The organism is Paenibacillus favisporus, from assembly GCF_040545415.1.
Lineage (GTDB): Bacteria > Bacillota > Bacilli > Paenibacillales > Paenibacillaceae > Paenibacillus_AQ > Paenibacillus_AQ favisporus.
Genome location: NZ_JBEPLV010000007.1, coordinates 305,532 through 318,472, shown reverse-complemented (window position 1 = coordinate 318,472; position 12,941 = coordinate 305,532). Strand labels below are relative to the sequence as shown.

Below are 12,941 nucleotides of genomic sequence, written 5' to 3'. Positions count from 1 at the left end.
ATCAGAAAAGCCTTTGATATATCTGAGTCAAGCTGAGCTTCTTACCATCCCCACAGCATCGTGAAGAGCGTACCGAAGATCGTAACCAGTCCGACGAACAACGCATAAGCAATGTTGAAGTACAGCGACTTTTTGTTGTCGGTCTCGCCGATGTGCATGAACAGTACGAGCTGCAGCGACGCCTGGATGAGCGCACATACGATCAGGATCCATAGTCCGGCGGTCGGGTTCAAATCCCAGAACACCACGCCCAGTCCAACCACTGAAAGGATCAGCGAGAAGATGTATCCGATCACGTGCCGTATTGGAAATAAACGTGCCATATTACATCAGTCCTTTCATGTAGACAAAGCTGAAGATGAAGATCCAGACAACGTCAAGGAAGTGCCAGTACAGCGAGAAGATGAACGATTTGTTCGCCGTCTCATCCGTAAAGCCTTGACGGCCGACCTGAATCAGAATGCCGGCGCCCCAGAGAATACCCATCGTCACGTGAAGACCGTGGGTACCGAGCAAGACGAACAAGCTGGACAGGAACGCGCTCGTTTGCAGCGTAGCCCCTTCGTGAACGTAGTTGACGAACTCGGTGATCTCAATGCCCAGGAAGCCGAGGCCCATGAGCAGTGTAATGACGAAGAAGACGATCATCGGCTTCTTCAGGTTGAGGCGCATGGCGTGAATGCCAAGACCACAGGTGAAACTACTGGTCAGGAGCAGGAACGTCTCCCAAATGACGCCGTTCAGTTCGAACAGCTCTTTCCCCGTCGGGCCGCTCCCCGTCCGGTTCCACAGCGTGAAATAGACGGCGAACAGCGTGGAGAAGAGGGCGATCTCTGCCCCGAGGAAGAGCCAGAACCCGAAGATCTTGTTGCTGTTCTCTTCCGTTCTATACTCAAGTGGCAGTGAATCATTTATTTTCATACGGAATCACCCCGCAATTTCTGTTCAGTAGCGGCAATTTCCTCCGGTGAGATGTGGTAGCCGTGGTCGCGTTCGAAGGAACGGAGGGCCAGCATGACCACGACAGCAATACCTGCGATAATCGCCGGAATGAACCAGCTGAATACCAGGAAAAAGCCAAGGAAAAACATAATGAGACCGAGAATAAACGGTTGACCGCTGTTGTTAGGCATATGAATCGGTTCGTAAGGGCCTTCCTCGTAGAGAGGTACCCCGTTGACTTTGGCCTCCCACAGTGCATCCATGGATTTGACGTTAGGTACCTTGGCGAAGTTGTACACCGGCACAGGGCTTGGCGTACTCCATTCCAGCGTACGTGCATCCCATGGATCTCCGTTTTCGTCGCGAGGGCTGTAACGGAAGCTCCAGTAGAAGTTGTAGCACAGAACTACAAAGCCGATGGCCAGGATAAAGGCACCGATCGTAGCCACCATGTTCAGCGGGCCAAAGCCGGTGTCGGCCGAATACGTGTACATCCGGCGCGTCATGCCGCTCAGTCCAAGGAAGAACAGTGGCAGGAAGGCCGTATTGAAGCCGACGACGATGAGCCAGAAGGCGGTCTTGCCGAGCTTCTCGTTCAGACGGAAACCGAAAATTTTCGGGAACCAGAAGTACATGCCTGCCAGAACCCCGAAGACGGTACCCGGAATCAATACATAGTGGAAGTGGGCAACCAGGAACATCGTGTTATGGTACTGGTAATCCGCGCTGGCCATCGCCAGCATGACGCCGGTTACGCCGCCGATCGTAAAGATCGGAATAAAGGCCATCGCGTACAGCATCGGTGTCGTGAACGAGATTTTACCTTTCTGCAAGGTAAAGAGCCAGTTGAATATTTTGACGCCGGTCGGTACGGCAATCGCCATCGTCGTGATGGAGAAGAAGCCGTTGACCATAACGCCTGCGCCCATCGTATAGAAGTGGTGAGCCCATACGATAAAGGACAGGAGCGAGATGACTACCATACTGGCAACCATCGATTTATAACCGTACAAGTTCTTTTTCGAGAACGTGGAAATAATATCACTGAATATACCGAAGGCCGGCAAAATAACGATATATACTTCAGGGTGTCCCCATACCCAGAACAGGTTGGCCCAGAGCATATCCATACCGCCGTTCGCCATCGTAAAGAACTGGCTGCCGAAGATGCGGTCGAACATCATCAGGGCAAGGGCAACGGTCAGAACCGGGAATGCGAACAGGATGATAACGTTCGTAATCAGGACGGACCAGGTAAACATCGGCATGCGCATCAGTTTCATGCCTGGCGCACGCATTTTCAGAATCGTTACGATAAAGTTGACGCCGGTCATCAGCGTACCGATACCGGAAATCTGAAGGGCCAGAGAGTAGAAGTTGTTACCTACGGTCGGGCTGAACTCCAGGCTCGCCAGCGGGAAGTATGCGGTCCAGCCGGCATCCGGCGATCCCCCGATGACGAAGGAAATGTTGAACAGCATCGCTCCGAAGAAGAACATCCAGAAGCTGACGGCGTTCAGTCTAGGGAAAGCTACGTCGCGCGCCCCGATTTGCAGCGGAACGACAACGTTCATAAGTCCGATAACGAACGGCATCGCCATGAACAGGATCATGATAACGCCGTGCGTTGTAAAGATTTCGTTATAGTGCTGCGCATCCAGAAACTTCATTTCCGGAGCCGCGAGCTGCGTACGCATCAGCAGGGCGTCGACCCCGCCGCGGAACAGCATGATGAGTGCGGACAGGATGTACATGACCCCGATCCGCTTATGGTCAACCGTTGTGAGCCATTCGCGCCACAGATAGCCCCACTTTTTAAAATAGGTCAGGCCGATCAGGATGGCGAGGGAAACGACGACGATACTGACCATGGCAGCATAGATCATCGGCTCACCGGTAACAAAAAATTCGTCCCATTTCATGCAGGTAGGTCTCCTTTCCAGTAGATGTTAGTTTCCATGTTCCATGGACCCCATATCTTCCATATTGCTCATATCCGAATGATCCATCGTTTCCGAGCCGGAATCTTTGTCACTGCTGCCGCTGCCGTGATGTCCTTCGGACATATCCATTTCAGGCGGCGGGTTGAACCCGAGGTGCGTGGAAGAGAAGGATTCCCGTCCAACGTAGGAGGTTTTCAGCAGCGCGTTAAATTTGGCCTCAGTCAATTTAGGTGCAGTTTTCTTCACGTCGTCGACCCATTTGCTGAAGTCTCCGGCGCTCATGGACTGTACCTCAAACTCCATCTGCGCATAGCCTTTACCGGAGAAGTTGGAGTTACGTCCCATGAAGGAACCCGGTGTGTCGGCCAGCAGGTGAAGCGTGTTGACCATGTCGCTCATGGCGTACTTCTGTCCGCCAAGCTGCGGCACCCAGAAGCTCGTAATCGGTCCGTAAGAATACAGGCGGAACTCGATCGGCCGGTTTGTAGGAATATTCACATAGTTCACCGTTTCAACGCCTTCTTCAGGATAACTGAAGTGCCATTTCCAGTTGGACGATGCGGCATAGATAACAAGCGGCTTCTGATTCTCGTAACCGGCAGGAACACTTTCCACCGCACTGGTCGTTTTGACCGTGACAACCGATAGAATGGCCACAATGATAACCGGAATCGCAATCCAGGTGAACTCGAGCCATTTGTTACCTTCTATATGAGGCGGGATATAATCGTCACTGGTTTTGCTTGCCCGGTATTTGGTCAGCATGATGATGTACAAGATGTAAACCACAATCAGGACGAAAGCCATCATCAGGATGGAGAAAATAATCGTGCTGGATTGAGTTTTTGCCTGCGGACCTTTCGGATCTAGCACGATGAGTGACGACGAGTCGCATCCGCTAAGCAGCAACATGATGGATACAAATAAACCAAAAAATAACCATCTTTTTTTCTTCACAGTGAGCTCCTTTCTAGCGTTACATGTAGCTGAATTTGTCTTTAAATAATGAACCTTATAGCCATAGCTTAGTAATCCGGGGAAGTGAAAACAAATGCAACAAAAGTAATAAATGTAAATCATTTACAATAATTCTGTGAACATCTTCACATGATTTTTAAAAAAACCTCAAATTGTGCGAAAAATCACTGTAATCGCTGAAAATCGGGGATTTTCATTTTTGTTCAAAATTGCACAAGGCTTTGTCAATGTTGCCAGTTTCGTCACAATTGAAAGGGCTTATCATAAGCCGATAGCCGGATTTTTTCCTGCTGAAACAGCGGCTGAGGCGTCCCAAAAGCCCGCTGTATGGTACAATATGAGGGCTAATGCGGGCAGCAGCCGGCATGTGATCGCGGACAGGCAGATGGGGGAGAACAAGAAAATGGATGAACAAAGAGCGGTATTTTTTGACGTGGACGATACGCTGTATGACCATCTGGAACCGCTGCGGCAGGCGCTCGATCGCTTGATATCGCCGCCGGACGGCTTTCCTTATGAACAAGTATACCACCGGTTCCGGCATTACAGCGACTTGCTGTCGGCCCGGCATGGACATGTGAATGATCCGGCGAATGCGGATGATCTGGAGGACATGCGCGAGCAGCGGATTCAGCTGGCCCTTGCGGAGTTCGGCATCGATGTGGACCGGGAGCAGGCGGCTGCGATTCAGGCAGCTTATTTGGAGGGGCAGTTCGACATTCGCCTGTTTCCGGGGGCGCAGGAGCTGATCCGGGAACTCCAGGAGCGAGGCGATGTGGTCGGCGTGATCACCAATGGCCCAAAGGAACACCAAATGAACAAAGTCCGTGCGCTTGGGCTGGACAAGCTGGTGGGCTTGGAGCGGGTATTCGTGTCCGGAGCGGTGGGCATGGACAAGCCGGATCCCCGGCTGTTCAGGCATGTGAACGAGGTGACGGAAACGGAGCCTAGGGCAAGCTGGTACATCGGCGACTCCTGGAACAACGACGTCATCGGCGCGCTGGAGGCGGGGTGGACATCAGTTTGGTTTAACCATCGGAAGGTCGAGCCGTTTGCGACCGGACATCAGCCCCATCATATTCTGGGGGGCTACGGGGAGCTGAGATCCGTTCTGATGGGTGGCTAGCGGGTGGTTGGCTGTTTTCATGAAAAAAAGGGTGCCTGCATCCATCGGGGATGTGCAGGCACCCTTTTTTTTGGAAATCGATAAGCATGGCTCCCGTGCCATCGCTTTTTGAGTCAAGTAGACGCGGTCATTTCGTATTTATTCCGGCGGGAGCGACGGAGGGCCCGGCGGAGGTCCCGAAGGTGCTTCGGGATCGGCCCCTTTGCGTTTGTACAAAATTCGGGAAACAGCGATGCCGGCGACGCCCAGACCGATGAACAGGATCGCCCTCACGGCCAGCGACACGCCCGGCAGGTCGAAGAAGATGACCTTGAGCAGCGTGATCAGCAGGACGATCAGTCCGGCCAGGCGGACCATCGATTTACCCACCATGACGCCGTAAATAATAACGATGATCGCATAGAGCGCGTATTCGGCCGACAGGATCAAATGCTGCAGGTCGAACGACAGATTCCGCGTCAGGACCGAGGTCACTTCCGTCAGGAAGACGATAGACAGCAGCGCGGCGGACCACATCAGAATATCCGGTACTTTACGCTGCCATTCTTCGGCCATATGTCTGCGGAGGACCGCCGACAAGCCTGCCAGGCTGGCCAGGAGCGCGATCCAGGACAGCGTTTCGATCGACAGGATCTCGTGAATGATCAGCTGCAGAATGCTCAGTCCCCCAAACAAATACAGGATGGCGGACGTGATCTGCTGCATCCGGCTTCTCAGCAGGATGCCGAGGCCTAGCCCCAGGGACGCCTCGATCAGAACAGACAGCGGCAGTGCCTCCCGGCTGACGATTTCAACCAGCCAAACGAGCCAGGCGCAGGTCGCGATCGCCATGTATTCGTGGGGAACGCGGCCGCTCATCACCCGCCAGAGGGCGATCAGGCTGTAAATGACGGCCCAGATGATCATCATCATCGATTCGGGACCGGGGCCGCCCGCCTGATTGTACAAAGCGTAAATCCACAGCACGACCAGCCCGAAGCCGGTCATGAGCGATACCGTCTCGTCTACGCGGTGGCGGTACGGACGGACCAGCGAGAGGACGAGCAGCAGGGCGTGCTGCAGGAATACCGCGCCGAGGAAGACATGCCGGCTGCCTTCGAAATCGCCTGCCATGTATAGAATCATCAGCGGCAGATGCAGCACGCCGATGGACACGAAGTAAGCGGCGCGGTAAGCATAGCGGATCGACAGCGCCGTCATCGCCAGGGAAAAGACGAGCTCGAAACCTGCGGCGATCCAGGCGTTCGGCTCCGTGGATTTCACCAGGAACGGAATGAGATAACCGCCGACGGTCATAATGATCACGAGCGTCTGGGAGCGGCGTCTTACGGCGGTCCACACCCCCAGAACGATGGACAAGATATATAATAGGAAAGCTAACCAGGACGGAATCAATTCATATAGATGATGCGCCGCAAAAAAGGTCAGCATGAGCACAGCGACGGAGCCGCCGAGCAGCACCTGCGCCAGTCCTTCCCGCTGCGCCCGGACCTGCCGCTCCCCGAAGAAGTACATGGCGCCGGCGGCAACGAGGCCGAGAAGGCAGCGTACCGGCTGCGTCAGATACCCCGCCGACACGGCAGCGATAAAGCCCCACAGGACGCCGAGCAGCAGCACGACGATAAACACGCGCGGCAGCCACACCCGAGCGATGGCATGCTCCCAGTCCACGGGCGGCTTCGACGGCTTGGGCGGCCGCTGGGCCTGCGGCCCGGCGGGACGGGGCTGGCCATAATACCGCCCTTGGCCCGGCTGGCCTTGGTGCGGGCCTGCCTGCGCCGGGTAACCTGCGGTTCCCGGCTGGCCCGGATACGGCCCCACGCCGGGACCTCCAGGGTACCCCGGCACGCCCGGCCGCCCAGGCATCGGCTGCGGGCCTGGATGCCCCTGGTAAGGCTGTGCCCCAGGCGGGTTCGGGTATGCAGCGCCCGGTGCCTGCGGCGACGCATAGGGAGCCTGAGGCGGAACCTGCGGCTGCACCGGCCGCTGGGCCTGGGCTCCCGGATTCGCCGGCTGCTGACGAGGATCGCCCATCCCCGGCCTCTCCCGTCTAAGTTCGTTCAGCTCCAGCTCCATCGCTTTCATTTTCGCTTCGAGCTGCTCAATCCTTCTTTCCAAATCCAATAGCTGTTCACCCCTAAAAATTCCATAATTATGTATTTAACCGAGATGGTACTAATATAACACATCTCGGCTGGAACAAGAGCCATAATATGGGTGGACATGGGTAAACAGAACGGCATTCCACCAGCTTAAGGCTTGGTGGCTTGGATGACAGCCGAAACAATGTAATCCTCAATATTTGATCCTTGAACCCAATCCTTAATAAAAGCTTTGGACTCATCCTTAGGTTCAACGCTAATGTTTGTAAACCCGCTTTGTCTAAGCATCGCTTCAATTTCGCTGACGGAAGAAGCCCCTGAAATGCAGCCTGAATACAATGCATCCAGGTCGTTTTTGATCTCAGGAGGTAAATCTGCTGTAGTAACGATATCCGAAATGGCCAGCCGGCCTCCGCTTTTTAGCACCCGAAAAGAATCGTGAAACACCTGCTGCTTATCTGGAGATAAATTAACCACGCAGTTCGAAATAATAGCATCAACCGTGTGATCGGCTACGGGAAGATGCTCAATTTCTCCCAGACGGAAATCGGTGTTCTTGAAATGGCCTTTCACTGCATTGCTGCGAGCACGGCTGACCATTTCGGGGGTCATGTCAACGCCGATGACTTTACCCGTATCTCCCACCTGGCGCGATGCCAGAAAACAGTCAAATCCGCCGCCACTTCCCAAATCCAGCACGACTTCACCAGGCTTTAAAGAAGCAATCGCCTGCGGGTTACCGCATCCCAATCCAAGATTTGCGCCTTCAGGCGCCGCGTTTAATTCGTCGTCAGAGTAACCTAATCGGCTCGAGATCGAATTAAAATCGGAAGGCGTGCTGCAGCAGCTGGCTTGGCTGTTGTCCGGTTGGCAGCAAGATCCGGCATTCATCTCGGCAACGGCAATCTGCTTATATCGGCTGCGCACGTTTTGGCGGATTTCATCATTCGTTAACTTTGACATGGATAACACTCCTTAGAATAGGTTTGGATTCGATTCAATGGTCAGCAGCACTTTAGCAGCAAGCCTGAATGGGTGGAGAGCAGCAAGGAACTGTCTTCGCTTTACGGACAGAGTCCAGGAACTTATACCGGCCCATTTTTGGTTTTTCCGCGGACCATTTCCATGCCTGCCGAGCCGTTTTTTGCACTTGCTGTTCGTTCATTTTCATCAGGTACTCGGCGGTGTAAAAGTGATCGTACATCGAAGGACCTCCTTAAAGGGTTGTGTATGTTGAATGACCCGCTGCTGGAAGCAGCAAAGCCATTTGACATCAGATCAAAGGATTGCACACGATGAAAATTAATTGCAAATTGCAAGTATTGAAAGGTAAAAAAAATTACCCTAGCATCGGTTTGCAGCAATAATCGGATTTGGCCATCGCTTCATTCATCAATTTAATGGACCGGAGAACGGTCTCTTTCTCAAACTCGGTCATAAAAGAAAATACATCATCCAAATAAGCGTTCATTTGATGGTCGATGGTGGCGGCGACGTATTTCCCTTCAACCGTTAGAGCGAGCGTCGAAACCCGGCGATCTGTAGGATCAGGCGTCTTTTTGATCAGGTTCATTTTGATCAGTGATTGTACCTGGCGGCTGAATGTTGTGATATCGGTGCCTAATGTTTCCGCGATCTGTTGGATCGAAGGATGATGCTGGCGGTCGACCTCAAACAAAATGTGGCTTTGAACCGGTGTGAGATCGTGCCCACCCACGGTACAGCAATTTTTATTGAGTAAGCCAAAGCGGCGGGTCATGATTTGGAATAGTTCGCGAGTGCTTTCCATGGCGTTTTTTCACCTCGTGATTCATTTATACTGTATTTATTTGCAATATGCAAATGTTTTCTTGGGGTAAGGATGCATTTTTATGGATTTGATATTTATTTCTCATCATCATATCATATAATCATCCGCTTATATATCACGAAAAGGAGGGACCCTGATGGAACAAATTCGCGAAATGTCGGATAAGCTAAAGCTGCTAAGCGATTACACCCGCCTTACCATATTATCCTTACTTAAGGACCGGGAATTTTGCGTTTGTGAGCTTGTTGAGATCCTGGAGGTTTCCCAGCCTGCGGTAAGCCAGCATTTAAGAAAGCTGAAATCTCAGGGACTGGTGAAGGAAAGTAAGCGTGGACAATGGGTGTACTACTCCTTAAATGCAGATGATAAACCGTATATCAAGGCTGTATTGGATCACACGCCCGATTCCCAAAAGATATTATCCGCATTAAACAAACAACATTTAACTTCCGCGTGCAAGTAAGTTTATCTGTTGATCATATAAGTACATAGTTATATAATGATTCGCGAATGTTTACAAACAAGATCAGCGACAGTTCGCACGGAGGTTGAAATGGTAACCGTTGTATTGGCTTGCGTCATATTTTTGATCACATTAGTTCTCGTCATCTGGCAGCCCAAAAACCTGTCGATCGGGTGGTCAGCCTGCGGAGGCGCAGTTCTTGCTCTGCTCCTTGGGGTGGTCCGGTTCCAGGACGTTTGGGATGTCACGCAAATCGTATGGAATGCTACGCTCGCTTTTGTAGCCATTATCCTTATTTCGCTTATTCTGGACAGCATCGGATTTTTCGAGTGGGCTGCGCTCCATATGGCAAGGGCCGCCCGCGGCAGCGGTCTGCGGATGTTTATTTATGTCTCGTTCCTCGGTGCTGTTGTGGCTGCATTTTTTGCAAATGACGGTGCTGCGCTGATCTTAACGCCGATCGTTCTCGCGATGATGCGGGCGCTCAGATTTGATGAAAAGAAGGTGTTCCCGTTCATTATCGCCAGCGGGTTTATTGCAGATACGACCTCACTGCCGCTGGTTGTCAGCAACCTCGTAAATATCGTGTCTGCTGACTTCTTCGGTATTTCCTTCATGGAATACGCCGGCCATATGATCATCCCGGATTTATTTGCTCTAGGAGCCAGCATCATCGTTCTCTACCTGTTCTTCCGAAAGAGCATCCCCGCGAAGTTTGATGCCGCCGATCTAAGGAACCCGGAGGATGCGATCAAGGATCCTGCAATGTTCAGATTGTCCTGGGTTGTGCTTGCCATTCTGCTGGCTGGATACTTTGCGAGCGAATTTTTAAATATACCGGTATCCATCGTCGCTGGTGTCATCGCGATCTTCTTTTTGCTTATGGCAAGAAAAAGTCCAATCGTTCCGGTCAAGGATGTGGTTAAGGGGGCCCCGTGGGCCATCGTCTTTTTCTCCATTGGCATGTATGTGGTGGTGTATGGCTTGCGGAATGCCGGGCTGACGGACTTATTAGCTCAAGTCATTCAGTCGGCTGCTGATCAGGGATTGTTTGCGGCGACGATCTCAATGGGCTTTATATCTGCCGTGCTGTCATCTGTAATGAACAATTTGCCTACCGTCATGATTGATGCCCTGGCCATACAATCCACCCACACCACCGATGCCATCAAAGAGGCTCTGGCGTATGCCAATGTCATCGGTTCCGACTTAGGGCCGAAGATGACTCCCATTGGATCACTGGCGACACTCCTATGGCTTCATGTGCTGTCCGCGAAAGGGGTCAAAATCTCCTGGGGGACGTATTTTAGAACCGGCATTATCCTGACGATTCCTACCCTTTTGATTACGCTGCTGGGCCTGTATTTGTGGTTGGCGATTTTATAATTTTTATATCCAAGGAGACAGCTCATATGAACAAGAAAACAATTTACTTTTTGTGCACAGGCAACTCCTGCCGGAGTCAAATGGCTGAAGGCTGGGCGAAAAAATACCTGGGTGACGACTGGAATGTGCACAGTGCGGGCATTGAAGCTCACGGGCTCAATCCCAATGCCGTCAAAGCCATGGAAGAAGCAGGGATTGATATTTCCGGTCAAACCTCTGATATCATTGATCCCACACTCCTTAACGAGGCTGATTTCGTGGTGACCCTCTGCGGCGATGCGGCTGACAAATGCCCCGTCACACCGCCGCAAGTCAGACGTGAGCATTGGGGATTTGACGATCCGGCGAAAGCCCAGGGTACAGAGGAAGAGAAGTGGGCCGTATTTCAACGTGTACGCGATCAGATTGGCGAAAGAATCGAGCGATTTGCCAAAACGGGGGAATAGAAACAGCGGATAGCTGGAAATGAAATAGCGACAGTCCGGGGAGATTTTTGATCCCAAGACTGTCGCTATTTATTTTGGATTGCCATGTATGGCTAGAGAAGCGTTCAGCCACATTTATAAGTTTAGAACTACGGCCAGCCGGCTCAGCTGTGTCCCGACTCGGCCGCCGCTTCCTTGCTGGTGAGCACTCCCTTTTTCAAAAACCAGGTGATCACAAAGGAGACCAGGATAAACACGAACGCGATGCCGAACAAGTTTTGGAACGCGTCCACAAAGACGGTCTGCACCTTCAGCACCAAGTCCGGCGCCAGGTTTGCCGGGATGCCTCCCGTAGCCAGGTGCTCTGCGCTTCCTTCAGGAAGCTGTCCGGCAATGGAGGAGACGCCATCCTTGATATGCTTGGCAAGCAGGCTGCCGAAGACGCTGAGGCCGATCGTCGTGCCGAGCGATTGGATCAGCTGCACGGTGCCGAGCGCAATGCCGCTGTTTTCCTTGGACACCGATTCCTGCACGATCAGATTGTCGCCACCGAACAGGGCGCCGAGGCCGAGGCCCAGAATAAAGAACGAAGCGACGATATACACCACGGACGTGTGAATGCCGAGCTGCGTCAGCAGATAGATGCCGATGACCGGCAGGATAAAGCAAATGATAAACAGATTGCGGTATGGAACCCGGGTGATTAAAAATCCGTTAACGATGCTCGACGGAATGGCGCCGGCCATAAACGCCAGCATCAGATAACCAGACTGCGTCGGTGTCAGCCCCATCACATTTTGGGCAAAGTACGGGAAGGTGGCGATGCCGCCCATCAGACCAAGCATGAGAATAAAGACCAGCAGCGACAGCACGACCACATTGCGGTTACGGAACAAATGCAGCGGGATAATCGGCTCCCTGACCTTCGTCTCGATCCAGATAAACAGACCGAGCAGCAAGGCACCGATAACCAGCAGCCCGATAATCGTTGGCGAAGACCAGGCCAGACCCTGGTTATCGATCAGAACCGGTGACATAAGCAGGGACAGCAGGCTTAAGGTAAGCACCGATGAACCAAGCCAGTCGATCGGCTTTTTCTCGTCTCCGCGCGATTCCCGCATGCCGATTCCGAGCACCAGGGCGGCGATCAGGCCAACCGGAATGTTGATCAGGAACACCCAGTGCCAGTTGACGTGACCGACCAAATATCCGCCCACCGTAGGACCCAGCAGCTGGGGAATGATCATCATGGGGCCGAACAGGCTCTGGATTTTGGCGCGTTTCTCCAGCGGGTACGAATCTCCGATGATGGCTAAGGCGATCGGCATGAGCCCCCCGGCTCCAATGCCCTGAATGCCCCGGCCGATGAGCAGCAACGTCATCGATGGGGCGAGGCCGCACACGATCGATCCTGCGATAAAGAGCGCCATGCAGCTTAAATAAACGACTTTCCGGCCGTAAATGTCGGCCAGCTTGCCGAGGATCGGCATAAAAATGGTCGCAGCCAGCATGTAAATGCCGGCGACCCAGCCGTACAGCGCCAGGCCGTGCAAATCGCGGATGATGGTAGGCATCGCCGTGGACACGACGGTTTCGTCCAGCTCCGCAAAAATCAGACCGATCATCAGTCCGATCAAAATCAGCGTGTTTCGATTTGATTTCACTCCAAACTCCCTCATTTCTCTATTGCTTTTTTGGAATGAAACCAAAATACACGATGTTTATGAACTGAATATGAACGAACCGGAAAACAAGTGAAAATAAAA

13 protein-coding genes are annotated in these 12,941 nt (G+C 52.6%); 4 read left to right on the top strand and 9 right to left on the bottom strand.

Going from position 1 to position 12,941, the window contains the following annotated elements; translation table 11 throughout:
- Window positions 1-41 precede the first annotated feature (41 nt).
- Genes qoxD through qoxA form a run of 4 tightly spaced genes read right to left on the bottom strand, consistent with a single transcriptional unit; the run spans window position 42 to window position 3,842 of the window.
- A complete protein-coding gene (gene qoxD / locus ABID47_RS27790) occupies window positions 42-323 on the bottom strand; it encodes a cytochrome aa3 quinol oxidase subunit IV (RefSeq protein ID WP_076173618.1) in 282 nt (93 codons plus the stop codon).
- Window position 324: 1 nt separating this feature from the next.
- The gene (qoxC, locus tag ABID47_RS27785; protein ID WP_076173619.1) at window positions 325-921 is read right to left on the bottom strand and encodes a cytochrome aa3 quinol oxidase subunit III; all 597 of its coding nucleotides are present in this window, start codon (window positions 919-921) and stop codon (window positions 325-327) included.
- Window positions 918-2,864, bottom strand: coding sequence for a cytochrome aa3 quinol oxidase subunit I (qoxB, locus tag ABID47_RS27780; RefSeq protein ID WP_354501657.1), 1,947 nt, complete (start codon window positions 2,862-2,864; stop codon window positions 918-920). The genes qoxC and qoxB overlap by 4 nt, the downstream gene beginning before the upstream one ends.
- 27 nt (window positions 2,865-2,891) lie before the next feature.
- Window positions 2,892-3,842 (bottom strand): cytochrome aa3 quinol oxidase subunit II, encoded by a 951-nt coding sequence (qoxA, locus tag ABID47_RS27775; RefSeq protein ID WP_435530677.1) that lies wholly within the window; start codon window positions 3,840-3,842, stop codon window positions 2,892-2,894.
- A gap of 424 nt (window positions 3,843-4,266) precedes the next feature.
- On the opposite strand from qoxA, the gene ABID47_RS27770 reads away from it, so the two are divergent.
- Complete coding sequence (locus ABID47_RS27770) at window positions 4,267-4,989, top strand: HAD family hydrolase (RefSeq protein ID WP_354501654.1); 723 nt, start codon at window positions 4,267-4,269, stop codon at window positions 4,987-4,989.
- A 138-nt stretch (window positions 4,990-5,127) separates the two neighbouring features.
- Here ABID47_RS27770 and ABID47_RS27765 read toward each other — a convergent pair whose 3' ends face one another.
- The 4 genes from ABID47_RS27765 to ABID47_RS27750 all read right to left on the bottom strand — a co-directional run bounded on the left by ABID47_RS27765 (window position 5,128) and on the right by ABID47_RS27750 (window position 8,880).
- Window positions 5,128-7,113: a DUF2339 domain-containing protein gene (locus tag ABID47_RS27765; protein WP_354501651.1), complete on the bottom strand. Its 1,986-nt coding sequence runs from the start codon at window positions 7,111-7,113 to the stop codon at window positions 5,128-5,130.
- A 128-nt stretch (window positions 7,114-7,241) separates the two neighbouring features.
- Window positions 7,242-8,054 (bottom strand): arsenite methyltransferase, encoded by an 813-nt coding sequence (locus ABID47_RS27760; protein ID WP_354501648.1) that lies wholly within the window; start codon window positions 8,052-8,054, stop codon window positions 7,242-7,244.
- Between the two features lie 52 nt (window positions 8,055-8,106).
- Window positions 8,107-8,295 (bottom strand): hypothetical protein, encoded by a 189-nt coding sequence (locus ABID47_RS27755; protein WP_076173625.1) that lies wholly within the window; start codon window positions 8,293-8,295, stop codon window positions 8,107-8,109.
- 135 nt (window positions 8,296-8,430) lie between these two features.
- Complete coding sequence (locus ABID47_RS27750) at window positions 8,431-8,880, bottom strand: MarR family winged helix-turn-helix transcriptional regulator (protein WP_076173626.1); 450 nt, start codon at window positions 8,878-8,880, stop codon at window positions 8,431-8,433.
- Window positions 8,881-9,037: 157 nt separating this feature from the next.
- Here ABID47_RS27750 and ABID47_RS27745 point away from each other — a divergent pair, with 157 nt between their 5' ends.
- The 3 genes from ABID47_RS27745 (at window position 9,038) to arsC (ending at window position 11,196) form a co-directional block, all read left to right on the top strand.
- Complete coding sequence (locus tag ABID47_RS27745) at window positions 9,038-9,364, top strand: ArsR/SmtB family transcription factor (protein WP_263882032.1); 327 nt, start codon at window positions 9,038-9,040, stop codon at window positions 9,362-9,364.
- Window positions 9,365-9,454: 90 nt separating this feature from the next.
- Complete coding sequence (locus ABID47_RS27740; protein ID WP_089548514.1) at window positions 9,455-10,750, top strand: arsenic transporter; 1,296 nt, start codon at window positions 9,455-9,457, stop codon at window positions 10,748-10,750.
- 26 nt (window positions 10,751-10,776) lie between these two features.
- Window positions 10,777-11,196: an arsenate reductase (thioredoxin) gene (arsC, locus tag ABID47_RS27735; protein WP_089548513.1), complete on the top strand. Its 420-nt coding sequence runs from the start codon at window positions 10,777-10,779 to the stop codon at window positions 11,194-11,196.
- A gap of 143 nt (window positions 11,197-11,339) precedes the next feature.
- Here arsC and ABID47_RS27730 read toward each other — a convergent pair whose 3' ends face one another.
- Window positions 11,340-12,839 (bottom strand): MDR family MFS transporter, encoded by a 1,500-nt coding sequence (locus ABID47_RS27730; RefSeq protein ID WP_354501641.1) that lies wholly within the window; start codon window positions 12,837-12,839, stop codon window positions 11,340-11,342.
- Window positions 12,840-12,941: the final 102 nt, after the last annotated feature.

Bases quoted from the DNA above. Each gene is read 5' to 3' on its own strand.
- qoxD (WP_076173618.1), bottom strand. From the start codon at position 323: ATGGCACGTTTATTTCCAATACGGCACGTGATCGGATACATCTTCTCG.
- qoxC (WP_076173619.1), bottom strand. From the start codon at position 921: ATGAAAATAAATGATTCACTGCCACTTGAGTATAGAACGGAAGAGAAC.
- qoxB (WP_354501657.1), bottom strand. From the start codon at position 2,864: ATGAAATGGGACGAATTTTTTGTTACCGGTGAGCCGATGATCTATGCT.
- ABID47_RS27770 (WP_354501654.1), top strand. From the start codon at position 4,267: ATGGATGAACAAAGAGCGGTATTTTTTGACGTGGACGATACGCTGTAT.
- ABID47_RS27760 (WP_354501648.1), bottom strand. From the start codon at position 8,054: ATGTCAAAGTTAACGAATGATGAAATCCGCCAAAACGTGCGCAGCCGA.
- ABID47_RS27755 (WP_076173625.1), bottom strand. From the start codon at position 8,295: ATGTACGATCACTTTTACACCGCCGAGTACCTGATGAAAATGAACGAA.
- ABID47_RS27750 (WP_076173626.1), bottom strand. From the start codon at position 8,880: ATGGAAAGCACTCGCGAACTATTCCAAATCATGACCCGCCGCTTTGGC.
- ABID47_RS27745 (WP_263882032.1), top strand. From the start codon at position 9,038: ATGGAACAAATTCGCGAAATGTCGGATAAGCTAAAGCTGCTAAGCGAT.
- ABID47_RS27740 (WP_089548514.1), top strand. From the start codon at position 9,455: ATGGTAACCGTTGTATTGGCTTGCGTCATATTTTTGATCACATTAGTT.
- arsC (WP_089548513.1), top strand. From the start codon at position 10,777: ATGAACAAGAAAACAATTTACTTTTTGTGCACAGGCAACTCCTGCCGG.